The organism is Actinocorallia aurantiaca (genome assembly GCF_039533685.1).
Lineage (GTDB): Bacteria > Actinomycetota > Actinomycetes > Streptosporangiales > Streptosporangiaceae > Actinocorallia > Actinocorallia aurantiaca.
On record NZ_BAAATZ010000003.1, the window covers coordinates 319587 to 345820 of the forward strand.

General features: G+C 71.4%; 27 protein-coding genes and 1 tRNA gene. 12 read left to right on the forward strand and 16 right to left on the reverse strand.

The features are described from left to right. Position 1 precedes the first annotated feature (1 nt). Both ABD327_RS04650 and htpX read left to right on the forward strand, forming a co-directional pair. Positions 2-1462 (forward strand): NADH-quinone oxidoreductase subunit N, encoded by a 1461-nt coding sequence (locus tag ABD327_RS04650; RefSeq protein ID WP_344449080.1) that lies wholly within the window; start codon positions 2-4, stop codon positions 1460-1462. Between the two features lie 73 nt (positions 1463-1535). After that, positions 1536-2384, forward strand: a complete 849-nt coding sequence (gene htpX, locus ABD327_RS04655) for a zinc metalloprotease HtpX (RefSeq protein ID WP_344448875.1) — start codon at positions 1536-1538, stop codon at positions 2382-2384. A 54-nt stretch (positions 2385-2438) separates the two neighbouring features. On the opposite strand, the gene ABD327_RS04660 is transcribed toward htpX, so the two are convergent. Then, positions 2439-2930, reverse strand: a complete 492-nt coding sequence (locus ABD327_RS04660) for a YajQ family cyclic di-GMP-binding protein (RefSeq protein WP_344448876.1) — start codon at positions 2928-2930, stop codon at positions 2439-2441. A gap of 162 nt (positions 2931-3092) precedes the next feature. Here ABD327_RS04660 and ABD327_RS04665 point away from each other — a divergent pair. Further along, positions 3093-3174 (forward strand) — tRNA-Tyr (locus ABD327_RS04665). Between the two features lie 407 nt (positions 3175-3581). Here the strand turns inward: ABD327_RS04665 and ABD327_RS04670 are convergent. The 3 genes from ABD327_RS04670 to map form a co-directional block, all read right to left on the reverse strand. Then, positions 3582-3821, reverse strand: coding sequence for a GyrI-like domain-containing protein (locus ABD327_RS04670; RefSeq protein WP_344448877.1), 240 nt, complete (start codon positions 3819-3821; stop codon positions 3582-3584). Positions 3822-3859: 38 nt separating this feature from the next. After that, positions 3860-4672 (reverse strand): phytanoyl-CoA dioxygenase family protein, encoded by an 813-nt coding sequence (locus ABD327_RS04675; protein WP_344448878.1) that lies wholly within the window; start codon positions 4670-4672, stop codon positions 3860-3862. Between the two features lie 328 nt (positions 4673-5000). Then, positions 5001-5765, reverse strand: a complete 765-nt coding sequence (map, locus tag ABD327_RS04680; protein WP_344448880.1) for a type I methionyl aminopeptidase — start codon at positions 5763-5765, stop codon at positions 5001-5003. A gap of 87 nt (positions 5766-5852) precedes the next feature. Here map and ABD327_RS04685 point away from each other — a divergent pair, with 87 nt between their 5' ends. Next, positions 5853-6119, forward strand: a complete 267-nt coding sequence (locus ABD327_RS04685; RefSeq protein WP_344448882.1) for a helix-turn-helix domain-containing protein — start codon at positions 5853-5855, stop codon at positions 6117-6119. 86 nt (positions 6120-6205) lie between these two features. Here ABD327_RS04685 and ABD327_RS04690 read toward each other — a convergent pair whose 3' ends face one another. The 3 genes from ABD327_RS04690 to ABD327_RS04700 are packed head-to-tail and all read right to left on the reverse strand — an operon-like array spanning position 6206 to position 8531. Continuing rightward, the gene (locus tag ABD327_RS04690; RefSeq protein ID WP_344448883.1) at positions 6206-7477 is read right to left on the reverse strand and encodes an RNA polymerase sigma factor; all 1272 of its coding nucleotides are present in this window, start codon (positions 7475-7477) and stop codon (positions 6206-6208) included. Beyond that, positions 7474-7845, reverse strand: a complete 372-nt coding sequence (locus ABD327_RS04695; RefSeq protein ID WP_344448884.1) for a YciI family protein — start codon at positions 7843-7845, stop codon at positions 7474-7476. Before ABD327_RS04695 ends, ABD327_RS04690 begins: the two co-directional genes overlap by 4 nt. A gap of 41 nt (positions 7846-7886) precedes the next feature. Beyond that, positions 7887-8531, reverse strand: a complete 645-nt coding sequence (locus ABD327_RS04700; RefSeq protein ID WP_344448885.1) for a DUF998 domain-containing protein — start codon at positions 8529-8531, stop codon at positions 7887-7889. Positions 8532-8685: 154 nt separating this feature from the next. Here ABD327_RS04700 and ABD327_RS04705 point away from each other — a divergent pair, with 154 nt between their 5' ends. Then, entirely contained in the window at positions 8686-9111 is a 426-nt protein-coding gene (locus ABD327_RS04705) for a hypothetical protein (protein WP_344448886.1), read from the forward strand. A gap of 323 nt (positions 9112-9434) precedes the next feature. Here the strand turns inward: ABD327_RS04705 and ABD327_RS04710 are convergent, their stop codons facing one another. Both ABD327_RS04710 and ABD327_RS04715 read right to left on the reverse strand, forming a co-directional pair. After that, complete coding sequence (locus ABD327_RS04710; protein ID WP_344448887.1) at positions 9435-9566, reverse strand: hypothetical protein; 132 nt, start codon at positions 9564-9566, stop codon at positions 9435-9437. 61 nt (positions 9567-9627) lie between these two features. Beyond that, the gene (locus ABD327_RS04715) at positions 9628-10224 is read right to left on the reverse strand and encodes a TetR/AcrR family transcriptional regulator (RefSeq protein WP_344448888.1); all 597 of its coding nucleotides are present in this window, start codon (positions 10222-10224) and stop codon (positions 9628-9630) included. Between the two features lie 189 nt (positions 10225-10413). Between ABD327_RS04715 and ABD327_RS04720 the strand changes: the two genes are divergently transcribed. Next, positions 10414-11856, forward strand: a complete 1443-nt coding sequence (locus tag ABD327_RS04720; RefSeq protein ID WP_344448889.1) for an MDR family MFS transporter — start codon at positions 10414-10416, stop codon at positions 11854-11856. 78 nt (positions 11857-11934) lie between these two features. Next, on the forward strand, positions 11935-12666 hold the full coding sequence (locus ABD327_RS04725; protein ID WP_344448890.1) for a 3-oxoacyl-ACP reductase family protein: 732 nt from the start codon (positions 11935-11937) through the stop codon (positions 12664-12666). Positions 12667-12793: 127 nt separating this feature from the next. On the opposite strand, the gene ABD327_RS04730 is transcribed toward ABD327_RS04725, so the two are convergent. From ABD327_RS04730 to ABD327_RS04745, 4 genes are all read right to left on the reverse strand, one after another. Further along, the gene (locus ABD327_RS04730) at positions 12794-13045 is read right to left on the reverse strand and encodes a hypothetical protein (RefSeq protein ID WP_344448891.1); all 252 of its coding nucleotides are present in this window, start codon (positions 13043-13045) and stop codon (positions 12794-12796) included. Between the two features lie 249 nt (positions 13046-13294). After that, positions 13295-14260, reverse strand: coding sequence for an anti-sigma factor RsbA family regulatory protein (locus ABD327_RS04735; protein ID WP_344448892.1), 966 nt, complete (start codon positions 14258-14260; stop codon positions 13295-13297). Then, a complete protein-coding gene (locus tag ABD327_RS04740) occupies positions 14257-15159 on the reverse strand; it encodes an MEDS domain-containing protein (protein WP_344448893.1) in 903 nt (300 codons plus the stop codon). Before ABD327_RS04740 ends, ABD327_RS04735 begins: the two co-directional genes overlap by 4 nt. Positions 15160-15354: 195 nt before the next feature. Beyond that, positions 15355-15846, reverse strand: coding sequence for a hemerythrin domain-containing protein (locus ABD327_RS04745; protein WP_344448894.1), 492 nt, complete (start codon positions 15844-15846; stop codon positions 15355-15357). A gap of 180 nt (positions 15847-16026) precedes the next feature. Between ABD327_RS04745 and ABD327_RS04750 the strand changes: the two genes are divergently transcribed. Beyond that, entirely contained in the window at positions 16027-16542 is a 516-nt protein-coding gene (locus ABD327_RS04750; RefSeq protein WP_344448895.1) for a hypothetical protein, read from the forward strand. Continuing rightward, positions 16539-17057: an OmpA family protein gene (locus tag ABD327_RS04755; RefSeq protein ID WP_344448896.1), complete on the forward strand. Its 519-nt coding sequence runs from the start codon at positions 16539-16541 to the stop codon at positions 17055-17057. Before ABD327_RS04750 ends, ABD327_RS04755 begins: the two co-directional genes overlap by 4 nt. Positions 17058-17101: 44 nt before the next feature. On the opposite strand, the gene ABD327_RS04760 is transcribed toward ABD327_RS04755, so the two are convergent. Next, on the reverse strand, positions 17102-18928 hold the full coding sequence (locus tag ABD327_RS04760; RefSeq protein ID WP_344448897.1) for a class I SAM-dependent methyltransferase: 1827 nt from the start codon (positions 18926-18928) through the stop codon (positions 17102-17104). Positions 18929-19068: 140 nt separating this feature from the next. Here ABD327_RS04760 and ABD327_RS04765 point away from each other — a divergent pair, with 140 nt between their 5' ends. The 3 genes from ABD327_RS04765 to ABD327_RS04775 all read left to right on the forward strand — a co-directional run bounded on the left by ABD327_RS04765 (position 19069) and on the right by ABD327_RS04775 (position 22275). Beyond that, positions 19069-19944, forward strand: a complete 876-nt coding sequence (locus ABD327_RS04765) for an alpha/beta hydrolase (protein WP_344448899.1) — start codon at positions 19069-19071, stop codon at positions 19942-19944. A gap of 230 nt (positions 19945-20174) precedes the next feature. Continuing rightward, complete coding sequence (locus ABD327_RS04770; protein ID WP_344448900.1) at positions 20175-20942, forward strand: ABC transporter ATP-binding protein; 768 nt, start codon at positions 20175-20177, stop codon at positions 20940-20942. Position 20943: 1 nt separating this feature from the next. After that, positions 20944-22275: an FtsX-like permease family protein gene (locus ABD327_RS04775; protein WP_344448901.1), complete on the forward strand. Its 1332-nt coding sequence runs from the start codon at positions 20944-20946 to the stop codon at positions 22273-22275. Positions 22276-22360: 85 nt separating this feature from the next. Here the strand turns inward: ABD327_RS04775 and ABD327_RS04780 are convergent, their stop codons facing one another. Further along, positions 22361-23218, reverse strand: a complete 858-nt coding sequence (locus ABD327_RS04780) for a hypothetical protein (protein WP_344448902.1) — start codon at positions 23216-23218, stop codon at positions 22361-22363. 72 nt (positions 23219-23290) lie between these two features. Further along, positions 23291-26227, reverse strand: a complete 2937-nt coding sequence (locus tag ABD327_RS04785) for an AfsR/SARP family transcriptional regulator (protein WP_344448903.1) — start codon at positions 26225-26227, stop codon at positions 23291-23293. Between the last annotated feature and the right edge of the window lie 7 nt (positions 26228-26234).

A 26234-nucleotide genomic window follows, 5' to 3' on the forward strand; every position in this document is an offset into this window, starting at 1 on the left:
CGTGATCCAGGAGATCGACTACGCGGCGGTGGCGCCGGTGCTGGTCGTCGCGCTCGCGGCGGTCGGGCTGCTGCTGGCCGGGGCGTTCGAACTGGGCGCGAAGTGGCTGGGTTGGCTGACGGCCCTGGCGCTGTCCGCGGGGCTCGTCGCCGTCTTCACGCTGATCCCGGGAGAGGCCCGGCGGACGTTCTGCGTGCCGGAGACGCTGCGCGGAGACGGGCCCGCGTCGTGCTCTTACGTCGTCGACCAGTTCACACTGCTCTTCCAGGGCATCGTCCTGGCGGCGGCCGTCGTGGTCGTCCTGATGTCGCTCGCGGACCTGGAGGCGGCGGACATCCCGGCGGGGGAGTACTACTTCCTGCTGCTGTGCGCGGTCACCGGCGCGATGACGCTCGTCGCGGCGCGCGACCTGGTGCTCTTGTTCGTGTCGTTGGAGACGCTCTCACTCCCGGTGTTCGCGCTGGTCGCGCTGAAGCGCTACGACGGGCGGGCCACCGAGGCGGCGGTGAAGCTGTTCCTCGTCTCGGTGGTCTCGGCGGCGGTGCTGCTGTTCGGCGTCAGCCTCGTCTACGGGACGACCGGGGCGATGCACTTCGACCGGATCTCCGCGGCCTCCGTCGAGGGGCCGCTGGAGGCGGTGCTGACGGCGGGGATCGTCATGGTCGTCGCCGGGTTCGCGTTCAAGGTCGCGGCGGTGCCGTTCCACTTCTGGGCGCCGGACGTGTACCAGGGGGCGCCGGTTCCGGTGGCGGCGTTCCTGTCGGTCGTCTCCAAGGCCGGCGGGTTCGCCGGGATCGCGCTGGTCGTCGCGCTGGCGTTCCCGGCGCAGGACCACGTCTGGGGGCCGCTGCTGGCGGTCCTGGCGGCGGTGACGATGACCGTCGGCAACGTGATGGCGCTGCGCCAGACGCAGGCCGTGCGGCTGCTGGCCTGGTCGTCCGTGGCGCAGTCGGGTTACATGCTGGCGCCGCTGGCCGTGGGGGCCGGGGACATCGCGCAGGGCATCGCGGCGACCGCCGGGTACCTGGCGTTCTACGCGGTGATGAACCTGGGGGCCTTCGCGGTCGTCCACCGGTTCGCGGCCTCGTCCGAGGAGAACCTGCTGGCGGACTACAGGGGACTGGCGCGACGTAACCCGCTTTCTGGGTTTTCGTTGGCGTTTTTCCTGGTCTGTCTAGCGGGTCTGCCGCCGGGCGTGATGGGGCTCGTCGCCAAGGTCCTGGTCTTCAAGGCGGTGGTGACCGGGCCGGTGCTGTGGCTGGCCGCCGTCATGGCCGTCAACGTCGTCATCGGCCTCTACTACTACCTGGTGTGGGCGGTGCGGCTGTTCGCGCCCGGGACGGGACCGATGCTGCCGGCCGGGCTGCCCTACCGGCTGGCGCTGGGCGTCACCGGAGTGGGCGCCGTGGTGCTCTCCGTCGTGCCGCAACTGCTGCTCCAGGCGGTATTCCCCACCGGCTGAAAACCCCATGACGGAACGTTTCCCCTGATCCGCACGTTGTGCCGGACGTAGAGCCAAGGGGAGGTTCTGAGCTATGAACGGCGTGAAGACTGCTGTTCTGATCGCCGCGCTTTCCGCGGTGATGCTGCTCGTCGGGTGGGGGCTCGGCGGGCGGGGCGGGCTGATGATCGCTCTGGTGATCGCCCTGGGAAGCAACGGGGTCGCCTACTTCTTCAGCGACAGGATCGCGCTGCGCTCGATGCGGGCGCACCCGATCAGCGAGGTCGAGGCGCCAGGCCTGTACGCGATCGTCCGCGAGCTGGCGACGGCCGCCCGGCAGCCGATGCCGCGCCTGTACGTCTCGGAGACGCCGCAGCCGAACGCTTTCGCGACCGGCCGCAACCCGCGCAACGCGGCGGTCTGCGTGACCCGGGGAATCCTGCAGATGCTCGACCGGCGGGAACTGCGCGCCGTCATCGGACACGAGCTGTCGCACGTCTACAACCGCGACATCCTCATCGCGTCCGTCGCGGCGGCCCTCGCCACGGTCGTCACGTACCTGACGTACCTGGGCATGTTCCTGCCGGGCCGCTCCGACGACCGGGAGGGCCCGGGGATGTTCGGCGCCCTGCTGATGGTCGTCCTGGGGCCCGTCGCGGCAGGGATCATCCAGATGGCGATCAGCCGGACCCGCGAGTACCAGGCCGACGAGTCCGGCGCCCGCCTCAGCGGCGACCCGCTGGCCCTCGCGAGCGCCCTGCGCAAGATCTCCGGCGGGGTCCGGGCCCTGCCGCTGCCCGCCGATCCGCAGATCGAGTCGACCAGCGCGCTGATGATCGCCCACCCGTTCAGCGGCGGCGGCCTCAGCAAGCTGTTCTCCACCCACCCGCCCATGCCGGAACGCATAGCCCGCCTGGAGCGGATGGCCGGGATCCGCGGCTGATCCTTTACCGCGATTTCCAGGACCCGCCCTCTCCCGGGCGGGTCCTGTGCGTCTCTACCGGTAGTTCACGAACTGCAGGGCGACGTCGAGGTCCTTGCCCTTCAGCAGCGCGATGATCTCCTGCAGGTCGTCCCGCTTCTTGGAGCTGACCCGCAGCTCCTCGCCCTGGATCTGCGACTTGACGCCCTTGGGCCCCTCCTCGCGGATGATCTTGTTGATCTTCTTGGCGTCCTCCTGCGAGATCCCCTCCTTGAGGTTCACCCCCAGCTTGTAGATCCGCCCGGACGCCTTGGGCTCCCCGGCGTCCAGGATCTTCAACGAGAGCCCGCGCTTGATCAGCTTCTCCTTGAAGACGTCGAGGATCGCCAGCGCCCGCTCCTCGCTGTTGGCCTGGATCTCGATGGACTCCCCCGACCACTTGATGCCGGCGTCCACGTTGCGGAAGTCGAACCGGTTGGCCACTTCCTTGGCCGCCTGGTTCAGCGCGTTGTCCGTCTCCTGCCGATCAAGCTTCGAGACGATGTCGAACGAACTCTCGGATGCCACGGTTTCAGATGTCCTCACGCATAGAGATGACCACTCCGGACGGACCCTCTCCGGTCCCGCCCGCCTCCCAGTCTTCCAGCCCCGCCCGCCGCCCCGGCACCTAACCCATGTGACGACCACTCCCGACGTCCGCTAGTATTTCTGACGTCGCAAGCGACACACGGCGGTTTGCCCGAGTGGCCAAAGGGAGCAGACTGTAAATCTGCCGGCTCAGCCTACGGTGGTTCGAACCCACCAGCCGCCACACTCGCGAAAGAGCCCCTGACCTGGGAGACCAGGCAGGGGCTCTTCGCTTTGGGATCACGGCCGTTCCCGGCGATCACCGGGCTCTGACGGTCGCCTGTGGACTATTCGTGGATTCGATCTCAGCCGCCGCACCAGATGGGACGGGACGGCCCTGAGCCGTGCCGAGTCCCAGGACCGCGGGGGCCGGGACCGCCCGGCCGCCCAGGAGATCACTCGGGCGTGCGGCTCGGGGATCTCGCCCGGCCGGTCCCGGTCGAAGGCCCACGACGTCAGAGCCTGGACGAGCTGGACGTCGGTGGGCCAAGGGCCGGGACGGCTCTGCCTCCGGCGCGAGAAGGCCCGGCTTGCTCAAGATCGCTCGATGTGACCGGGTGCCCCGGTCGGCTCGGGGGCTTGCCGCTTTGTTCAGCCGTGCTCGGGCTCCACCGGGAGCCACAGTTCGGCGTCGGCCTCGGTCTTGTCCGGCGACAGGCGGGTGCGCAGGATCTCAGGTCCGGTGCGGCTGCGGTACGGGTTCGACGGGAACCACTCGGTGAACACGTCCCGCCACAACTCCTGGACGGTCTGCGGCGCCGGCCCGGCGGCGGTGAAGACCGCCCAGGTGCCGGCCTGCGCGGCGCTGTCGGGCGGGCCGCCGCCGGACACCGGTTCTCCGCCCGGTTCCGGAAACGGATGAAGCATGCCTACCCGGTGCTGCAGTCGGTGCCGTCCCCGTCCGGACCGGGGGTGTCCTGTCCCAGGCCCCGACGGATCGCGATCTCCACGGGTGAGTACGCGCCGTCGGCCCGCTCCAGTTCGTACGGCGCGGCCGGCATCAGCGGCGGCTGGGCCATGAAGCGCGGCCGCACCCCATGGTGCGGTTGCGCCGCGTGCACCAGGAACGGATGGCACAGGAAGACGTCGCCCGGGGACCCGGTGGCGAGGGCGAGCGGCCGGTGGTCGGACGCCGTCACCAGATCGGGCGCAAGGGCCAGCCCGCTCGCCCCCTCCTCCCCGTACTTCTCCAGCACCTTCGGCACGTCGAGGTGCGAGCCGACCCGGATCCGAGTCGGGGCGTCCTCCTCACCGACCTCGCTGAACAGGAACAGCATCAGCAGTGCCCGGCCCCGAGAGCGCAGATTCGTGAAGTACCAGCTCTCGCCCTCCGGAAGATAGCTCCCCTCGATGTGCCAGCCCGCGTCGTCCGGCTCCTCCTCGTGCGGGAAGCGCAGCGGGAACGTGCCCAACGAGTAGCGGGGCTCCCAGCGTCCCGCGCCGACGAGCAGGTCGTACGCGCGATGCAGGGACGGGGAATTGGGCGCGGCGGCGAACGGCCCCTGCGCCAGGCCGCCCACCCAGTGCACGGGCTGTGTCCACGTCGCCGGATCGTCCGGGTCGCAGCCGGTCTCTCGCCACAGAAGCCGCACGCAGTCCGCGGCCACGCGCGGCGCGACTGCGCCCTCCAACTTCACGAAGCCGTCGCGGAGGAAGCGGGATACCAAGGTCGTGTCATCCATGTCCCCATCGTGCGACGACACCGGTCCATATCACCCGACATTCTCCGCACTGCCTTTGTCGGGTGTTCATCGGGCGGGAGCGGGGGCAGGTGGTCGCCGGAGCACTACACGCTTCTGTCGTTCCCGGAGTATCCGGCCAATGAGGAACCGCCTGGAACTCGCTGGTTCGCTGGTCCCGACTCGCTCCTCCGCGAGGACCACGGCATGACCCTGATGGCGAGAGCCCGTACCGAGGAGGCTCTCGGCCGCGTCCGTGATCTGATTTCCGGCGATTGGCTCAACGACTGCTGAACCGCTTCGAAGCCTTCGCTCGATGGACGTCCTGTGGTCATCGGCGGGTGAGGACGAGGGGGCCGTTCTCGGTGACGGCGACGGTGTGTTCGGAGTGGGCGGTGCGGGAGCCGTCGGCGGAACGGATCGTCCAGCCGTCGGAGTCGTAGATGATCTTGTCGGTGGTGGCGGCGAACCAGGGTTCGATCGCGAGGGTCAGGCCGGGGCGGAGCTTGTAGCCGCGGGCGGGCCGGCCGGCGTTGGGCACGTGCGGGTCCTCGTGCATGGTGCGGCCGATGCCGTGGCCGCCGAACTCCAGGTTGACCGGGTAGCCGTAGGCGGCGGCGACCGAGCCGATGGCGGCGGAGACGTCTCCCAGGCGGTTGTCCGGGACGGCGGCGGCGATGGCGGCCTCGAGGGCCTCCTCGGTGGCGCGGATCAGCCGCAGGTCGGCTTCGGACGGCGTGCCGACGATGACGGAGCGCGCGGAGTCGGCGGACCAGCCGTCGATGGTCAGCGCCATGTCCATGGTCAGCAGGTCGCCGTCGCGCAGCTTGTAGCGGTGCGGCAGTCCGTGCAGGACGGCGTCGTTGACCGACAGGCACACCACGTTGCGGAAGGGACCGCGCCCGAACGAGGGGGAGTAGTCCCAGTAGCAGGATCGCGCGCCGCGTTCCTTGATCCGGCGCCGGGCGTGGTGCTCCAGGTCCATCAGGTCGACGCCCACCTCGGCGAGTTCGCCGAGCTCCGTGAGCACCTCGCCGACGAACCGGCCGGTCACGCCCATGCGTTCGATCTGGTCGGGCGACTTGAGTTCGATCACTGGTGGTCCTCGTTTCCCGGATGGCGTGAACGGTATTTTTATACCATCCGGTTGTCTCCGGAGGGACGCGGCCTTACGGTTGGCGGCATGGTCCGGCTTCCGCTCGCCCCCGAACAGATCGACGCAGGCCGTCGCCTCGGCCTCGCCCTCCGCGCGGCCCGGGGAACCCGCCGCCCCGCCGAGGTGGCCCTGGCCGCGGGCATCTCCCCCGAAACCCTCCGCAAGATCGAGACGGGCCGCCTCCCCACGCCCGGCTTCGGCACGATCGTCCAGCTCAGCGAGGTCCTCGGTATCCCCCTGGCCGACCTGGCCGAGGTCTGGCGCTCCGCCCCCCAGGCCCGCAACACCGCCTGACGCGCTGGGCCGCGGGTCGAAAAGCCGAGCCCGGGCAGGCCGCCGATCCGGCCCCGGGAAACCGGGCGGGAGCCTTCACTTCGGGATCATGCGGTCTCCGATGGCCGCCCACGGGCCGGTCGGTCGAGGCGGCGGGCCTTGTCGAGCAGGTATCTCCGCTCCACCTGGTTGGCGGTCAGGGCGGCGGCCTCGCGGTAGAGAGCCGCGGCGGCGGCCGGGTCGCCGGTCGTCTCCAGGAGGTGGGCGCGCACCGCGCGTTCTCGTCGCCGGGTCAACGGCTCCCGGTCCAGCCGGTGGCGGCGGTTGAGGTCGTCCAGCAGGGCCAGGCCGCGGTCCGGGCCGTACGCCCGGGACACCGCGACGACCCGGCTCAGCCGCACCGGGGCGGTCGGGGTGAGCCGCTCCAGCCAGAGGTACAGCGCCGCGATCTGCGGCCAGTCCGTCCGCTCGGGTGACGCGGCCGAGGCGTGCACGGCGGCGATCGCCGCCTGCAACCGGTACGGGCCGACCTCGCGGCGGGTCCAGACGGCGTCGATCAGTTCGGTGCCCTCGCGGATCAGGTCGGGATCCCAGCGGGTGCGGTCCTGCTCGTCCAGCGGGACCAGCGCGTCGCCGTCGGTGCGGGCGGCGCGCCGCGACTCGGTGAGCAGCATGAGCGCGAGCAGGCCCGCCGCCTCGGCGTCGTCCGGCAGGGAGTCGCGGAGCATGCGGGTCAGCCGGATCGCCTCACGGGTCAGGTCGACGCGGGCCAGTTCGTCGCCGGTGGAGGTCGTGTAACCCTCGTTGAAGATCAGGTAGAGCACCTGCATCACGGTGGCCGTCCGGCCGTCCCGGTCGGCGTCGTCCGGCGGGGTGAAGCGGGCTCCGGCGCGGGCCAGCCGCTGTTTGGCGCGGCTGATCCGCGTGCCCATGGTGGCTTCGGTGGTCCCGTGGGCGTGCGCGATCTCGGCGGTCGTCAGGCCGCCCACCGCGCGCAGGGTGAGCGCCACCTGGGAGGTCGTGCTCAGCGCGGGGTGGCAGCAGAGCAGCAGCAGGGTGAGGCTGTCGTCGGTCTCCCGCGGGGGGCGCGCCAGGCGGCCGGGTTCCCGCATGGCCAGTTCGGCGGTTCCGGCCTGCCGTTCGCGCCGGCGCCGCGCCTGGTCGGAGCGGAGCAGGTCGACCATCTTGTGGTACCCGATCCGGATCAGCCAGCCGCGCGGGTTCTCCGGCACGCCGGCCGCCCGCCACTCCCGGCTCGCGGCGAGCAGCGCCTCCTGGACCGCGTCCTCGGCGAGGTCGAAGCGGCCGAAGCGCCGCACCAGCGCGCCGAGCACCTGCGGCGCCTCGGCGCGCAGCAGGTGCTCGACCTCCGGTGTCATGCCGTGAAGTCCTCGCCCATGATCGGCCGGATCTCGATCGGCTCGCCCATCACCTCGACGATCCGCGAGGCGATCTCGACGGCGCGTTCGTGGCCCGCCACGTCGATCACCGCGAAGCTGGCCAGGACCTCCTTGAGCTCGACGAACGGCCCGTCGGTCGCGACCATGCCGTCCGGGGTCCTGCGGACCGTGGTGCTGACCGCCGGGTGGCCGAGGCCCTCGCTTCCGACGAACTCGCCGGTCTCGATCAGCTCCCGTTCGAACTCCTGGTAGGCGGCGAACGCGGCCAGCGCCTCTTCCGACGGGGCGCCGGCGGTCGCGGCGTCCCAGGCTTCGGCGGGCGTGTAGCCGAGCAGCAGATACTTCATGGTCTTCCTCTGGTCGAGCTCGTCCGGTCACGATACGACGGTCATGCGCGGCGGCGCAGGGACAGCGCGAGGACGGTCGTCCAGGAGAAGGCGACCAGGCCGTTCACGGCGATCTGGATGCTCATGTGATCCGGTGACATGGGAAGCAGCAGGACGAGCGCGACGGCGGTGTTCAGCACGGCCGGGAGCACGGCCCGGCGGCGAAAGTGGCGGACGGCCAGCACGATGGCGGCGATGGCCAGCGCGGTGAAGGCGACGGCGGCCGCGGCCGAGTGGACGACGCCGTGCCAGGACATCCGGGCGACCGGCCCGTCGGGGGTACCGACCGGAAAGCCGTGCTCCGGATCCATGACGAACAGACCGGCCATGATGAATCCGGCGCCGAAGACTCCGAGGAGGATCGGCAGCGCGCGCCGGCCGGTCCCTTCGGTGAGCGTGCGCCGGACGCCGGCGGCCAGCGCCAGCCCGCCGAGGCCGGTGAGCACGAACGTGGTGATCTGGATCCAGCCGAGGCCGCCGGTGGAGAGCAGGCTGATCGGGTGCCGGGTGATGTCGAAGCCCTCCCGGGTGAGCGACTGGGCGGCGGCCGAGGCGAAGAAGACCGGCCCGGCGAGGGCGCCGGCGAGCAGCAGACGCTCGGACGGGCGGTGGGTGGCGGGAATGGCGGAGACGGTTCCCGTGGCCATGGCTTCCTCCTTGATGGGTTCCTGCCGCTACCTCGTGGCCGCCCCAAGGGTCTCGACACGTCCATGATGTGATCCACATCACTCTCGGCGGGTGTCGAAGCGAGGATGCCGCCTTCGAGGTACCGGCAAGCAAGCACTCACCGAGGAGGAAACAATGGGCGAGAACACCCAGCCGAGTACTGAACTGAAGGCCCTGGACCGCCTGGTCGGCACCTGGTCGGTGACCGGCGGCGCCGAAGGGACCGTGCGGTACGAGTGGATGCTCGGCCGGTTCTTCCTGCTGCAGCACGTGGAGCTCAGTCAGTTCGGCCAGCCGGTCACCGGTCTGGAGGTCATCGGAAACCTGCACCCGTTCGGCGAGCCGGTCGGCGCGGACGTGGTGTCGCGGTTCTACGACGCGGAGGGCAACACCTTCGACTACGTCTACGAGCTCGCAGGCGACAAGCTGACCATCTGGGCCGGCGCGAAGGGCGGTCCGGCGTACTACGAGGGAGACTTCAGCGCCGACGGCACCACGGTCACCGGGGAATGGATCTACCCCGGCGGCGGTGGATACGCCTCCACCATGACCCGTATCTGAGACCGGCGCACGACCCCGCTCCCCGACGGGCTTCATCCGGCCACGTCGGGGCGGCGGGGGGCCGGAGGCTCCGGCATGGCACCGCCGACGGCCGCGGCCGTGCGGTCGGCGTCGGCTGGGGTCCGCCTTGCCCACCGTGATGGGGTGCGCCGTCGTGAGGGCTACCGCCGTATCTGAGGCCGCCTGGGCGGTGGGGCGAAGCAGAGACGATCCTGCCCGTCGAGTGGCCGAGGATGATCGTCTGGATGAGCCCCGTCGACGCCGCCCCGATCAGGGGGCGGCCTTTGCCTGAGGTGCGACAGGACCTCGGGCGGTGACGGGAGTCAGAGGTCGGGTTCGGAGGCCTGCTGGGGGTAGCGGAGGGCTTCTCTGTGGGAGCGGCACAGGTAGACGATGCCGCGGTTTTCGGGTGGTTGGCGGGGGCGCAGGCCGCCGAAGTCCCGGTCGATCGGCATGCCGGTGCCTTCCGGAACGGCGGTGAGTCCTTCGAGTAGTTTGCAGGAGGCTTCGAGCCGGTTAGTTCGGTCTTGCGGTGGCGTAGCCGTAGAGGAAGGCTCGGACGCCGGAGCGGATGTGGGGTTCGTCGGGGGTGGGGGAGTTGTAGGCCGGGTCCGGGCTGATCAGGACGACGAAGTGGAGGGCGGCGCGCTCGGGGTCGTCCAGGGTCAGGCCGGGGAGGGCGGCCAGGCGGGCGGCCAGGTGGCGGCGGACGCGGAGGGGGCCCGCTTCCTGCCAGGCCTGGATGGTGGGGGCGGGGATGTGGTCGGCGTCGGCCTGGATGTGGCGGACGAGGGCGAAGTGGGTGGTGTGTCCGGTGGTCTTGTGCGGGGTCCAGGCCAGGGCGAAGTCGGTGAGGTCGTCCTCCAGATCGGTGATCTTGCGGAAATGGGAGTCGATGAGGGCGATGTGGGCTTCGGCCACCGTGTCGGTGCTCTCGGAGACGACCGCCTGGAACAGGGCGGCCTTGTCCTGGAAGTGGTTGTAGATCGTGCGGGTGGAGACGCCGGACTCCTTGGCGATCACGTCGATGCTGGCGCGGGTGTAGCCGTCCCGGGCGAAGACCTGGAGCGCGCCGTCCAGGATCGAGTGCCGCTTGTCCGCTCTCGGAGTCATGTGTCCCGCCTCACATAGATGCAACGATCGTTGTAGTTATTGCAATGCACGTTGTACTTTACTCGCATTCGACCCGTGCGAGGAGAGCACCATGACGCGCAGCACCATCATTCCCGGCAGTACCCGGCCCGGACGACGCGGAGGAGCCGTCGTCCGGGCGGGGGCGCTGAAGCCGCTGCGGGCGGCGGCATGACCGCCGTCGCGCCGACGACGCCGCGCACCGGGCCCGAGCCGATGGCCGTCGCGCTGGTCGTGGTGCTGAACTCGCTGATGGTGGTGCTCGACACGACGATCGTGCACATCGCGATCGGCACGCTCGCCCAGGAGTTCCACGCCCCGCTGACCACGATCCAGTGGGTGACGACCGGGTACGTGCTCGGGCTGGTGACGATCATCCCGATCACCGCCTGGGCGGTCGGCCGGTTCGGGACCAGACGGCTCTACCTCACCGCGATCGCCTTCTTCGTGATCGGCTCGGCGCTGTGCGGTCTGGCCTGGGACGTGTGGTCTCTGGTCGCCTTCCGGGTGCTGCAGGGGCTCGGCGGCGGCATGCTGATGCCGGTCGGCATGACGATCGTGATGCGTGCCGCGGGGTCCGGCGCCAACGGCCGCCTGATGAGCACGCTCGGCATCCCGCCGCTCATCGGCCCGCTGCTCGGGCCGATCCTGGGCGGCTTCCTGGTCGACGGGGCGTCCTGGCGCTGGATCTTCCTGATCAACGTGCCGGTCGGCCTGTGCGGCTGGCTGCTGGCGGCCCGGACGCTGCCCGCCGACCCGGCCCGCTCCAGGCGCCGCCTCGACGTCCTCGGACTGCTGCTGCTCTCGCCCGGTCTCGCCTCGCTGATCTACGGGCTGACGGGCGGAGGCGCCGCCTTCACGGTCGCGGGGGCGGTCCTCGGCGCGGTGTTCGTCGTCAGGGCGCTGACCGGCGAAGAACCGCTCATCCAGCTCAGGCTGTTCTTCCGGCGCCGCCTCGCCGCCGCGGCCGGAACCCTGACGCTCGTCCCGGCCGCCTATTTCGGGTCGATGACGATCCTGCCGCTGTACTACCAGGTCGTCCGCGGGGAGAGCGCCGCGATGACGGGGATGCTGGGCATTCCGCAGGTCCTCGCCGTCGGCCTCACCATGCAGGTGGCGACGCGGCTGGTCGACCGGGTCCCGCCCGGCAGGGTCGTCGCCCTCGGCACCGTCGTGGCGCCCGCCGGGGTCCTGCTCTTCCTGTTCCAGGTCTCGGCGGACGTCCCCTACTGGCGGCTCATGGCGGCGATGGCGGTCATGGGGGTCGGGATCGGCATGACGCTCATGCCCTCCATGGCCGCCGGCACCCGGGGCCTCTCGCACGACGAGGCGCCCGCCGCCAGCACCGGACTGATGATCATTCAGCAGGTGGCCGTCGCGACGGGCACCGCGGTGCTCGCGGCCCGGCTGAACCACGAGGTCCTCGGCAGGATCCCCGGCGTCCGGGACCTGGACCAGGCGTTCGCCCTGCCGGCCTCCGCGGCGCCGCTGCTCGCGGACGCCTTCCGGTCCACCTATCTCTGGGTCGCCGTCATCATGGCGGCGGCGCTCCTCCCCGCGTTGTTCCTTCCCCGCAGCCGCCCCTCCGGCGGGGACCTCGTCGAACGATCATGACGGCCGAATGCCGCCAGCGGGGCGGGGTCGCGGCCGATTTCATTGAAACATCAATGAAATGTGGCTCCGGGAGGAATCATGAACGGCAAGACGGCTCTGGTGACCGGGGGAAGCAGGGGGATCGGGGCGGCGACCGCCGTGCGGCTCGCGGAGGAGGGCGCCGACGTGGTCCTGACCTACCGGGACGGGAAGGACGCGGCCGAGGACGTCGTCCGGCGGATCGAGGCGCTCGGCCGGAAGGGGCTGGCGCTCCGCGCGGACTCGGGCGACGCCGAGGAGGCCGTCGACGCGGTGCGCCGGGCGGCGGAGGCCTTCGGGCGCCTGGACGTCCTGGTCAACAACGCGGGGATCGGGGTGCTGGGGCCGCTGGAGGGCCTGGCGTCCGAGGACGTGGACAGGGTGCTCGCGGTGAACGTCCGCGGCGTCTTCCTGGCCTCGCAGGCGGCGGCCACGCTGATGACGGCCGGAGGGCGGATCATCACGATCGGCTCCTGCATGGCCGACCGGGTCCCCGGCCCCGGGGGCGTGCTCTACGCGATGAGCAAGTCAGCCCTGACCGGGATGACCAAGGCGCTCGCCCGTGAACTGGGCGGCCGCGGCATCACCGCCAACATCGTCCATCCCGGGCCGGTCGACACCGACATGAACCCGGCGGACGGCCCGTACGCGGACGCGCAGGCGTCCCTGACCGCTCTCGGCCGCTTCGGGAACGCCGAGGAGATCGCCTCGATGGTCGCCTACCTCGCGGGCCCGGAGGCGTCGTACGTCACCGGCGCCAGGCTCTCCGTGGACGGCGGCCACGCCGCTTAGCGGACGTCCTCGGCCGGTGCTCGTCCCGCCGAGGGCGCGGCGCGAACGTCGTTCCGCCGCGTGCGTCGAGGGCCGCGGCCGCTCTCCCGGGAAGGCCGCGGCCCGGGATCGGCGGGCGGGACGTCGATCACGGCAGGCGCGAGCACTCGACCTCGGCGCGGCGCTCGGTCATGCCGAGGTCGACCGAACGGGCCACGCAGGTGCTCTGCTCGGTGGTCAGCTTGATCTCTCCGCAGGCCGTGGCGCTGGAGTAGGTCCTGCAGCCCCCGTCGGGAGCCGCCGTCGCGGAGGACACGAGGGCCGAACCCCCGGTCACCGTCGCCGCCAGGGCGAGGGTCCCCGCCATGATCATGGACCTGGACTTCTTGCCGACCCGCATGATGTCTCCCTTTCACTCTGCTGCACCCGACGCTATGTCCGGTTTTGGGGTCGGGAGAGTGACCCTGGAGTTTCCTTACCGGTCCTTGGCCGGAGGCCCTTCAAGGGCTCGTCCAGGTCAAGGAATCACAGGTCCGTGCTCAGCCCCCCGGGACAAGGGGAAAAGGGGCGGTCGGCGATCACAGGCCGCGATTCGAGGCTCTTCCCGGCGCCGAGGCGGACGGGGCGGGCGTCGTCGTCGCGACGGGGCTCAGGGGGCCTTTCGCAGGTCCAGCTGGATCCGGACGAGGGTGCCCGGATCGAGGGAGTGGACCTCCACCAGGTCGCAGAGCTGGCGGATGACCCACATGCCGTGTCCGGCGGCCTGGCCCGGGTTCGGGGGGAGGCAGCCCGAGTACCAGGCGGGGCTGGCGCCGCCCGTGTCGGTGACGTCGCAGACGACGCGCCGGCCGTCGAGCCACAGGGCGAGGCTCCGCTCGCCGCCGCCGTGCCGGATGGCGTTGGAGGCCACCTCGTTGACGGCGAACACCAGGCGGTCGACGCTCTCGGGCGCCAGGCCGAACTCGATGGCGCGGGCGGCGGTGAAGCCGCGTACCGCCGAAAGGTCGGAGCCGAAGTCCATGCGGGACGTCCGGACGCCGGGAGGCGGGGGCTTGGGATACCGCTCCCAGACGCTCTGCCCGGCGTCGGGCGGGAGGTAGTTGGGGCTGGGCAGGGCCGAGCCGTCGTACATCAGGTCGGGGTGGGTGCGCCTGGCGTCGGCCACCACGGCGATGGGCAGGACGCGGGTGTCGTAAGGACAGACGATCCAGGCGGGGCTGTCGGCGAAGGCCCTGTTGATGACCGCCTCGTAGCGGGTCCACTGACCGGTCTCCGTCTCGTCGAGCCCGTCCCACACCGGCTCGCCGATGATGCGGATCCGCGCGTGGTCGCCGGCCCGCTCCTCGACGTAGCGGTGGTAGGCGGCCAGGGTGAGGCCGGGAGTGCGGTACCAGTCCGCCGCCTCGACGAACTCCACCCGCTCGGCGGCCTCGCCCAGCGCCTCGCGCAGCAGGGCGATGTTGGCCGGGTTGGTGACGGCCAGGACCGCGTCCCCCTTGCCGAGCCCCTTCAGACAGAACGGGAGGGTCGAGGCGAGGAACTGCTCGTCGGTGTCGTAGATCAGGGCGTGGTGGACCAACGTGCCGGAGGCGTCGCCGCCTCGAGGGGTGTTCATCGTGCCATGACCTCCTCGGAGGAGGTGACGATGAGGGCGGGCGACCGGTCCAGCCCCGCCAGGTGGATGACTTTGCACAGCATCTCGGGCAGGTGCTCGACTCTCAGGCGTCTGCCGTCGTCCAGCGAGTCCGCGGTCCGGACGAGGACGCGCAGGCCGGTGAGGTCGATGAACTCCAGGTCTCTCATGTCGATCCGGACGTCCCCGGGCCAGGCCCGGGTGGCGCGCAGGGCCTCTTCCAGCCGGTCGGCGGTCTGCATGTCCACGCTGCCGCTCACCCGCAGCGTCCGCTGCCCCTCCTGGAAGGAGGGGACGATGCGCAGCACGCTGGTGCTGTACAGGGGCGTGAGCTCGACCCGACGCGGATGGCAGTCGTCGAAGGCGGCCAGGGCGTCGGGGCCGAACAGGCGGGCGTCGTAGTGGCAGATCGCGGAGGCGGGCCTGCCGACGAACACCTCGTTGACCTTGGTCTCGTACTCCCGCAGCCGTTCGGAGCCGGGAACCTCGCGCAGCGCCCAGTCCATCTCTCCGGTGACCCGCATGCCGGTGTAGCCGGCGTCCAGGCTGGCGCCGATCTCGGCGCGCAGCCTCCGGACCATCGTGTCGGGGTCGAAGACGCCCGGGGCCAGGTAGGTCTCGTCCGCGGTGACGACCCGCAGCTGGCCGCGGGCCGAGGCACCCGCGACGTCGATCCGGGCCGCGTGCAGCCATTCCCGCACGGTGTCGGGGTCGCTCCGGTCGGCGAAGTACAGGACGCGCTCTCCGCGGATCAGCCCGTCGGCCGTGTACCGGGTGGCGACCCTGCGTTTCTCGGCGTCGTCGTCGAACGCGAGACACAGGTGATCGCCGTGTCCCACCTCTTCGACAAGGCGTTCACGATCGATCGTCTGTGTCACCATCGCTCCGCGGCGTCGTTGATCATCGGTTGGGGACAACACATCACTTGACGGCACCCTACTCGCCAGTACCCCTGACGGCCCGCTTGTTATGCCGCCCAAAGTGGGATTTATAACCACGAACGGGCATGTCCTTCGTCACGCAGGCAAGGAGGGGGCCGGTCTGGAACGTGATGTGAGATCCGACATTTTCCTAGATCAGTGCTCGTCGACGAGCAGGAAACCGGGTGGGGAACGGCGCCAACCCGGGACGTCCAGTGTGTTGAGCGCCGCGACGATCCGCTTCTCCTCGTAGACGAAGTGGGTCTCCATCAGCGCGGCGAGGCTGTCCAGCTCACCGCGTACCGCGACGGGGTCCGTGTGCTCGTCCAGTCCGTCGAGGAGCTCCTCCAGGCGCCGGAGGGAGTCCTCGATCAGCCGGTGGTCGCGCTGGAGCTCCTCCAGTACGGGGCGGAGCTCGGGGAACTCCTCCGCGAGGCGGGGGAACGCGCCGCCGTCCTCGCCGGTGTGGTGCCGGTCGAGGGCGGAGCAGAAGGTCAGGCAGTGGGCCCGCAGCTCGCGGGGCCGTGCGCCCTCCGCGAGCTGGGTCTCGACGTTCTCGCGGAGGTCGTCGAGCTCCCGGCGGAGCCAGAGGTGTACTTCGATCAGCTGGTTGCCGAACGCCGTCAGGCGCCCGTGGGGTGTGTCCATGGTCGTCCCATGTCCCGGCGCCTCCATGCCCGCGGCGGTCTCTTGGCCGGGTGCACTGCGACGCTGGTCCGGGATCCCACCACCGTTCCGTCGGCCCGTCAAGTCCGGCCAAATTGGTGAATAGGTATAGATCGTTATTTTCCTAGAGTTTCTCCGTATCTTCTGGCATACCTAGATCACATGAGACTCAAGGTCCTCGCGGGTTCGATGGTGGTGCTGGTGGCGGGATGCAGCGCGGGCGGTGCGGGGGACGATCCCACGCCGCAGGGGGCGGCGCCCCTTCTACAGGGCGAGGTGTCGGTCGCCGACCCGGGCGCTGCGCTCAAGCAGGCGACCTTCGACGGGCCCAAGGGCAGGTTCGAACTCGCCGTGGTGAGCCTCACCGCGAAGGGGAGACTGGCGAACCTCACCCTGTCGCTGACCCCGCACTATCCGGGAAAGACCTCGGTGCTGGCCTTCCTGTACTTCAGCGGGGACTATCCGGTGGTCTCGCTGGTCGATCCGGTCGGCCTCAAGCGCTATCTGGTCGTCAAGGACTCCGCGGGGAACATGCTCGGCTCGGGGAACGAGAACTACAACGTCGACCAGCCGAACACGTTGAACTACACCTTCGCCGCACCGCCCGAGAACGTGGCCTCCGTCGACGTGCACTTCGACGACTTCCCGCCGTTCCGCAACGTCCCGGTCAGCCGATGAGGCACCTGATCGCCGCCGCGCTGCTGGCCGTGGCCCTCCCCGGCGCGGCCGCCGCCGAACCGCCGGTGCCCGACCCGGGCTCCTCGGTCGAGACCCTGCTCCCCGAGGTCCTCGACCTGCGGCTCGCCGAATCGGTGATCCCCCTCGAAGAGGAGGAACGGGCCGGCGCCCGCACCACGATCCGCATCAGCTCGGACGTGCTGTTCGAGTTCGACTCGGCCACTCTCACTCCGGAGGCGAAGACCCACCTCGTCCGTCTGGCCGGACGCCTGAAAGACCGCGAGGCCAAGGTCGAGGGGTTCACCGACTCCCTCGGCGCGCCCGCCTACAACCGCGTCCTCTCCCAGCGGCGCGCGGACGCCGTCAAGGCCGAACTCGTCCGGCTCGGCGTCACCGGCGTCACCGCGAAGGGCTACGGCGAGGCACGCCCCGTCGCCCCCAACGAGATCGGCGGCAAGGACAACCCCGACGGCCGCGCCGAGAACCGCCGCGTGGAACTCGTCTTCGGCTCCTGACGGCCACGGCCGCGGCCCGGCCCGTCGCTTCGGCGGGCGCGGAGTCAGGCGGCGGGCTTGCGGGACAGGACGCGGTAGGCGTTGCTGTCGCGGCGGGCCAGGGGGAGGGTGAGCAGGTCGGCGAGGATCGCCGCGGCCATGAGGGGCGCCGCCAGCAGGAGGGTGCACAGGACCCTCAGGTACTCGGCACGGGCGGGAGGACGCGGCCACCACGGGCGGTCGACGTCCAGGCCCAGCAGGTTCACGACGGCGGCGGCGGACGTGGTGAAGTCGGGGCCCTGGTCGGCCTCGCGGCGCTCCTCGGCCACGACCTCCAGCCCGCACTGGGCCAAGGCCTCCTTCAGGTTCCCGATCGGGATCATGTGCAGGTGCTGGGGGGCCAGCCAGGGCACCCAGAAGCCGCGCAGGATCCGGCTGAACCGGGACTCGGGGTCGGGGAGCTCGACGAGCAGGTGGCCGCCGGGCCGCAGGACCTTGGCGACGGTGCCCAGCTCGGCCCGCGGATCGGCGGTGTGCTCCAGGTAGTGGTGCATGCTGATGACGTCGTAGCGGCCCGCCAGCTCGGCGGCGAGGGCGCGGAACTCGCCGCGGTGGCCCCGTTCGATCCAGCCGCGCGCGGCGCCCTCCTCGACGGCCGAGCCGAGGTCGAGCCCGTCGAAGCGCACCTCGGGCAGCAGGGTGCGGGCGACCCGGCAGAAATGGGCCTTCCCGGTGCCGACGTCCAGCCAGTTCCGCGGGCGGGCGAAGCGGGAGACCATCTCGGCCCGGGCCCGGTACCAGGACGTGTTGGAGCTGAGGATGCGCTCGGCCAGGACGTCGCCCAGGCCGTCGTAGACGTCCCGGTAGTAGAAGGCCAGGCCTTCGGGGGTCACCCGCGGGTTCTGGAAGACATGGCCGCAGCGGACACACCGGTCCAGGGGGAAGCGGCCTGGTTTGCCCTGAAGGAGGTCGCGGGCGACGGCATGCCGCCGGAGCTCCGGTGAGCCGCACCAGGGGCACTCTTCGGCCGGGGGCCCCAGGAAGCGCTCGACGCCCCGCTCGATCTCGGCGCGATACCGGACGCGGGCCTCCTCGCGCGCGGCGATCAGCCCGCGTTCCCAGCGCGTCCGGGGAGCCGTCAGCGTCCGCCAGACCGACCAGGGGGTGTAGAGCAGCCGGAAGGCGGCCACGAGGGGCAGGTCGCGGGGGCTCACCCGGGTCCCGGCGAAGGCCAGGCAGGGCGTCAGGCAGTACAGGACGGCCAGGCCCAGGCCGGCAGGCGGGGCGAGCACCAGCCCGGCCAGCACCAGGGAGTACCCGGCCAGGGACGCCGCGAGCGTCTGCGGCAGGGCCAGGGTCTGCGGGATCACCAGCGCCAGGGAGCGGATCCGGGAGCGCCGGAACTCCAGGCGGCGCGTCCCGGGGATGCCGGCGACGACGATGTCGGCGGCTCCGGTGTGCAGGCGGAGCCGCGCGGTGGCCTCGCCGAGCTCGTCGGGGTCGAGGCCGGAGAGCCGCTCGATCCCGGCCGCGGCGATCGCCCGGGGATCGGCCAGCAGGGCGTGGCACGCTCCCCGACCCATCCCGAAGCGGTCCTGCCGGTAGGCGTCGAAGTCCAGGTGGCGGGCCAGGTCCAGCGCCTCGTCCACCGGCAGGTCGGCCGGGAGCAGGTCGAGCATGCCCAGGTCGTGCTCCCGCGCGTACGCCTCGGCGGCCCGGCGCACCCCGTCGGAGACCTCCACCCCTGCCGCGGTCAGCAGTCCGTACCCCCGCCCGCCGTCCGGGGCGGCGGGCGGAAGCCGCCGCAGCCCGAGCAGCCGCCGCCGCAGCCGCAGCGCGTTGACGACCATGCAAAGACCCACCAGAAAGACGAACCAGAGGGACGGGGTCATGTGAATTCTCCCATGATGGAGCAGATCAGGGCAGCTTTAAGAGAACCGGTGGAGCGCGAGGCGAAAATGCTAAAAGGGCGCGGGAATTAGTCGTCCGAGAACGAGGGAATCTCCGAATGGAAGAGGAATGATGCACGCTCATGAGCATCAAGGTCCTCGATGAGGAACGGCTGGGCGACCGGCTCCGGAAACTGACCGTGCGGGCCGACGCCGTGGGCGCCCGGGAGCTGGAGATCAGGGTGCTGCTGCCGCGCTCCTGGTCGGCTCGCGGCAGCCGGCTCTGGCCGTTGCTGACCCTGCACCACGGCGGCCTCGACGACTCCTCCTCCTGGGTGGCGCGTACCGACGTGGAGGAGCTCAGCCGGGACGCCGAAATGCTGATCGTGATGCCGGACGGGGGGAGGGCGGGAGGCTACGCCGACTGGAGACGCGGCCCGCAGTGGCAGACGTTCCACGTCCGCGACGTCTTCGAGCTGATGCGGGAAAGGTACGCGGCGGCCGACGTGCGTGCGGTCGCGGGAGTCTCCGGCGGCGGGTACGGGGCCCTGCTGGGCGCCGCGAGCAACCCGGGGACGTTCCGTTACGCGGCCTCGTTCAGCGGTCCCTGCACCATCCGCTCCCCGCTCGCCTCGGTCACGCTCCTGGCCGCCACCGGCATCGCGGGACGTGTCAATCCCTTCGACATGTGGGGATACCCGCTCGTCCACGACCGGTTCTGGCGGGCCGGCGATCCCACACACCTGGCGGCGGGACTGCGCGGTACGGGCCTGTTCCTGTCCTGCGGCCTGACGGGACGGCCCGGCCCCCAGGACGCTCCCGGCACGCCGTGGAACGCCGCGAACCTCGTCGAGCCGATCGTCCGGTCCACCATCGCGCCTTTCCTGCGCCGCCTGCGCGTCCACCGGATCCCGGTGACCGCGCACCTCTACCGCGACGGCACCCACGACTGGCCCTGCTGGGAACGCGAATTTCATCGAGTCTGGCCTTCGCTCACGCACGCGCTGGCGAAGCCCTGAAGCGGAGAACGGATTCTCGATCGCACGGAGTCCTCATTCCTGGCGGAGAAGAGAAACACAGTGTGTGCCGGAGGACGCTTCCCATCTATGGAAGGAGATTCGAATGAAGAAGGGGAGATCCTTCGCCGAGTGAGTCCCGGCGGGAGAGAACAGATGCGCACCGTCCGCTGACGGGGAACGGTCAGCGGACGGTGCGGGGGCGGTCAGCGGCGGGGCGGAGAGTCGGGGGCATGACGAACACAGAGGCGCTGCGGCTCGACGAAGTCCGCAAGGTGTACGGCGACGCCGACCACACCGACAACACCGACAACCGGGTGACCGCGCTGGCGGGGATCTCGCTGAGCCTGCCGGCCGGGACGTTCACCGCGGTCATGGGGCCGTCGGGGTCGGGGAAGTCGACCCTGCTGCAGTGCGCGGCGGGGCTGGACCGGCCGACCGCGGGACGGGTCTTCGTGGGCGGGCACGAGATGACGGGGAGCGAGACGGAGCTGACGAGGTTCCGCAGGGAGCACATCGGGTTCGTGTTCCAGCAGTTCAACCTCCTGCCCTCGCTGACCGTCCTGCAGAACGTGACGCTTCCGCTGAGGCTCGCCGGGAAGCGGGTCGAGGAAGGGCGCGCGGCGCGGATCCTCGAACAGGTCGGCCTGGGGGAGCGGCTGTCGCACCGGCCGCAGGAGCTGTCGGGCGGGCAGCAGCAGCGGGTGGCCATCGCGCGGGCGCTGGTCACCTCGCCGGCGGTGGTCTTCGCGGACGAGCCGACCGGGGCGCTCGACACCCGCAGCGCGCGGGCCGTCCTGGGGCTGCTCCGGCAGGCGGTGCGGGTGCACGGGCGGACGCTCGTGATGGTCACGCACGACCCGGTGGCCGCGTCGTACGCCGACTCGGTGCTGTTCCTCGCGGACGGGCGGCTCGTCGGACGGATGGCCGACCCGACCGCCGAGGCCGTCGCCGAGCGGCTGACGCGCCTGGGCGACGAGCTCGTCCAGAAGGGGGCCTGAGATGTTCTCGCTGGCGCTGTCCTCGCTGCGGCACCGCACCGCCGCCTTCGCCGCGGCCTTCTTCGCCCTGTTCCTCGGCGCGGCCCTGGTCATGACGTTCGGGTCGCTCGTCGACACGGCGCTCGGCGAGGGCGTCGACCCGGCGAGCGAGGAGACCCTCGTCATCATGGGCGGCGTCGTCGGCGGCTGGAGCCTGCTACTGGTGGTCTTCGCGGTGACCTCGACCGCGACCCTGGGCGTCCGGCAGCGCGCGAAGGAGATCGCGCTGCTGAAGAGCGTCGGCGCCCTCCCCGGGCAGCTCACCCGGATGATCCTCGCCGAGGTGCTGGTGCTGGCGCTCGCCGGCGCGGCGCTGGCCGTCCCGCTCGGGATGGCGGGCGGGAGCCTGGTGCTCGGGCTGCTGCAGGACGGCGGGCAGATCGCGCCGGGGATCGAGCACGCCTTCGGGGCCGTCGCGGTCGGGCAGGGATTCGGGATCACGCTTCTGTCCGCGGTGGGCGCCTCGCTCATCACGGCCCGCCGCGCCGTCCGGATGCGGGCGGCCGAGTCACTGATGGACGCCACGACGCCTCCGGCCCGGCTGAACGGCCGACGTACCGCGTTCGGGCTGCTGTTCTTCGCCGGGGCCGCCGCTCAGGCCGTGCTGACCGTGACGCTCGGGAAGGGCGCGGGCTTCGAGGCCCAGCAGTACGCGGGCACGGCCGACATCCTGTTCGCGCTCGGGCTCGCCTGCTTCGCACCGGTGATCGTCCGCGGGATCCCGCTGCCGGGCTTCGGCACGATGGGCGCCCTGACCCGCGAGACCCTGCGGGCCCGCACCGCTTCGCTCGCCGCCGCGCTGGTCCCGGTCGTGCTGTTCATCGGCGCGGGCGTCGGCACCCTCTACATGCAGGACCTCGACGGCGAGGCGTCCGCCGGCCTGATGGCGGAGGAGGGCCAGCAGGCCGTCGAGACGCTCAACTACGTCGTCACCGGCATGATCGCCCTGTTCCTGTGCATCATGCTGATCAACACCCTGGTCGCCTCGACGACGGCCCGCTCCCGCGAGTTCGCCCAGTACCGCCTCGCGGGCGCCACCACCGGCCAGGTCCAGACGATGGTCGCCCTGGAGACCCTGGCGGTCACCGCCACCGGCGTGCTCTTCGGCACCCTCGCCTCCCTGGTCACCATCGTCCCCTTCTCCTACGCCCGCACCGGCTCCTGGACCCCCGACCTCGACCCCTCCGTCTACCTGACGACCATCGCCTTCACCGCCGCGGTCACCTTCACCGCCGCCCTCCTCACCACCCGCCGCTCCCTGGCCGTCCCGCCCGTCACCGCCGTCATGGCCTGACCCCCGTATACGCAGTGATCCCGGCCCGCACATCGCGGACCGGGATCAGGGCTTTTCGAACGAGAGCTCGTGCAGACCGAGGAGCTCAGGCGAAGAGCTCATCGATGGTGGAGATGTCGAAGGCGCGGTACACCCAGGTCTCGATCTGCTGCGTGTCGGTGCACGCGGTGATGCGGCCACGCGCTTCGTCGGTGACGGCGATGCCCCGACGTTCGAGCATCAGGAGGAGCGCTCTGGCCTCTCCTTCAGCGCGCATCTCGGCACGAATGGAGGAGACGAAGGGCTGGGTGCTGGTCTTCATGATTGCCTTCCAGGTGCGAGCGTTCAGCGCGTTCACGAGGGCCCCTTCGATGAGATCCGCGTAGCGGATGGCTCTCTCCTCATCGACTGTTCCCAGGGCGTCCACCACTATCCCCAGTATGCCAGCGGTGTCCGGAGAACGGCCGTGGATCGCTACGGAGAGTACGGTCGAGGACACGCTTCGGCAGGCGTCTGCCAGATTCGTGACCTTCGAGGTGTTGTCGGGGCCGATGACGTACGGGGTCGTCCTGAGGGTGGTCGGCAGGCCGGGAACGCCGCAGAGGATGGGGCGACGGGCCCAGGCGGCCGTGGCGGGCTTCTGGGTGGTGACCAGGAGGCCGACCGGGCGGCGGTATTTGGCGTACAGGTGGCTGACGAGCTGGGGCCAGGCCGTGATCTTCTCCTCGTCGGGGTCGGTCTGGGCCTCGACGGCCAGGATGCAGGAGCCGTGTTCGGCCAGTTCCAGTTCGAGAACGGTGTCGCAGCGGCGCTCCAGAGGGCGCGTTTCGGTGGTGTCGATGTTGAGCTCGACCGCTTTGATCACTTCCAGGTCAGTGCCGCCGACTTTGCGGAGCGCATGGGTGATCAGGTCTGGATCGCCCCGGAATGCGTGATGCAGGGCTTCGTGAGATGGGCTTGGCATGTACGGGACTTTACTGAAAGTAGTGTTGCTGTAACGCTACTTTGGGTAATCGTTATGGTCTTGGTCATGTGACTAAACGGGGTCTGTCAGGGTGGTGAGGAGGGTCTCCGCCTCCTGGGAGAGGAGGCGGCCCAGGGGGTGGTCGCGGACGGCTTCGGCGGCGCGGGCGGCGTGGGTGCGGGCCGTGGGGCGGTCGTTCCGGGCCAGGGCGACGTGGGCCAGGCCCAGGAGGCCGCGGGCGCGGATCTCGGAGGCGTACCAGCGGGGCGGGCACTCGGCGAGGGCGCGTTCGTAGAGGGCGGTGGCGGTGTCCAGGTCGTCTTCCAGGCGGGAGAGGTCGCCCAGGCCGCAGTGGACGGCGACGAGGGTGTTCTGCGCGCCGACGCGGCGGGCCAGGTCGCGGGCCGAGAGGTGGGAGGCGCGGGCCTCGTCCAGGCGGCCGAGCGTGGTCAGGACGTCGCCGCGGCGTTGCAGGATGTCGGCGGTGTCGGCCAGGGAGCCCAGCTCGTGGACCAGGACCAGGGCCTCGTCCAGGAGGGCGAGCGCGCGGGGGGCGTCGCCCGCCTGCTCGGCCGTGGTGGACAGGGCGTCGAGGGTCTGCGTCATGCCCCAGCGTTCGCCGACGGCGCGGAAGCCGGCCAGGGCCCGGTCCAGGTACGGCTCGGTGAGGTCGGGACGTCCGCGGAACAGGTACAGGTAGCCCGCGCCCATCTCGACCAGCGCCTGGTTCCAGGGGTGGCCGGTGAACTGCGGGTCGCGCTCGCTCAGGATCCGGTCGACGTCGTCGGAGTCCTTCGGGGGCCCGGCGGCCAGCGCCCACATCGCGAGCAGGTAGGGCTGCCGCAGCGGGCGGTCTATGCGGTTGAGGAGGTCCTCGCCGCGCGCCACCAGGGAGGGCAGTTCCGGCACCTCCTGGTTGCCGAGCGAGACGAGCGCCACGGACACCACGTACTCCTCGTCGAACTCCGGTGGGGGCGCGTCGCCGAACGTCCGGAGCAGGCGCAGCCCGGCCTCCGAGCCCTCGCTGCGGATGCCGCGCAGCCACCAGTAGGACGCCAGGACGCCGACGAGCCGCAACGCCAGGGCGGTGTCGGCGTCCAGGGCCCAGCGCAGCGCGGCGTGCAGGTTCTCCTGGTCGGCGTCGAGGCGTTCCAGCCAGGCCACCTGCTCGGCGGAACGCAGATGGGGGTCGGCTTCGCGGGCGAACGTCAGGAAGTACTCCGCGTGAGCCCGGCGCAGCTCCCGCTCCTCCCCGGCTTCTTCGAGCTGCTCCGCGCAGTAGGCGTAGATCGTCTGGAGCATCCGGTAGCGGCCGGACGGCGTGCGCTGCACCAGCGACCTGTCGGCCAGGTCGAGCAGCAGGTCCTCGTCGCCGCCGCAGACCTCCCGGGCGGCGCGGGCGGTGAACCCGCCGGTGAACACGCTGAGCCGCCGGGCCAGCCGCTGCTCCTCGGGGCCGAGGAGGTCCCAGCTCCACTCGACGACCGCGCGCAGCGTCCGGTGGCGCGGGCTCTGCGTGCGGTCACCGCGCGACAGGAGCCGGAACCTGTCGCCCAGCCGGTCGGCGACCTCCTTGACGGTCAGGGCTCGCAGCCGCGCCGCCGCGAGTTCGATGGCCAGCGGCTGGCCGTCGAGCGCCTCGCAGATCCCGATGACGTCCTCGAGGTCGGCCGCGGTGAGCCGGAAGCCGGGGGACGCGGCCGACGCGCGGTCGGCGAAGAGCCGGACGGCCGGTGCGGCGGCGGCTTCCGTCAGCGTCGCCCGCGCGTCCGGTACGGCCAGCTGCCGCACCGGCCAGAGCGCCTCGCCGGTGATCCCGAGCGCCTCCCGGCTGGTGGCCAGGACGCGCAGTCCCGGGCAGGCGGCGAGCAGCCGCCGGGCCAGGGGGGCGGCCGAGCCGATCACGTGCTCGCAGTTGTCGAGGATCAGCAGCGCGGGCCGGTCGCCGAGCGCGGTCTCGAGCCGTTCGACGGGTCCGAGCCGCTCCCCGGACGGCAGGACGCCGGCCTCCCGCAGCCCGAGGGCGCCCATCACGGTCCGGGCCAGCGCGGTCTGCCCCTCTCCGGAGGAGACCGCCGCGAAGTCCACGAACGTGCCGCCGGCGCGGGCGCCGGCCTCGATCGCCAGCCGTGTCTTGCCGGCCCCGCCCGGCCCGGTCAGGGTGACGAGCCGCGCGTCCCGGAGCAGGGAACCGACCCGCGCGAGGTCGTCGTCCCGGCCGACGAAGCTGGTGAACTGGGCCGGGACCCGCGACCTGACCGGTTCGGGTCCGGGTTCGGGTCCCGCCGCCGGTTCGGGTTCGCCCCGCAGGATCGCGAGGTGGACGTCCGACAGTTCGGTCGACGGGTCGGCGCCCAGCTCGTCGGCGAGGATCCGCCGCGTCCGCTCGTACAGCTCCAGCGCCTCGCCCTGCCGTCCCGAGCCGTACAGCGCCCGCATCAGCAGCGCCCGCGGCCGCTCCCGCAGCGGATGGGCCTCGGCGAGTTCCCGCAGCGGCGCGACGAGCTCGCGGTGCCCGCCGAGCTCCAGCCGCGCGGCGGCCCTGTCCTCCAGCGCGGTGACCCGCGCCTCCTCGAACCGGACGGCCTGCCCGCGGGCCTCCGGCACGTCGGCCAACGCCGGTCCGCGCCACAGGCCGAGCGCCTCGTCCAGCAGGGCGGCCCTCTCGGCGGCCCCCCGCCCGGAGGCCTCGTCGGCCAGTCGTTGGAACCGGTGCGCGTCCACATCCTGTGGATCGGCGGCCAGCCGGTACCCCGCCGCCGAGGACTCGACCTCGGCGATGCCCTTCAGCGCCCGCCGCAGCCGCGACACCTGGGACTGGAGCGCGTTCCCCGCCCCCGCAGGCGGTTCATCCCCGTACAACCCGTCGATGAGGGATTCGGAGGGGACGACCCTGCCAGCGTTGAGTAGCAGCAGCGCCAGCAGCGCCCGCACCCGCGGCCCCCCGACGGAGACGGGCGTCCCCTGATCGTCCCAGACCTGGACCGCCCCCAGAATGCCGAACCGCATGACCCAG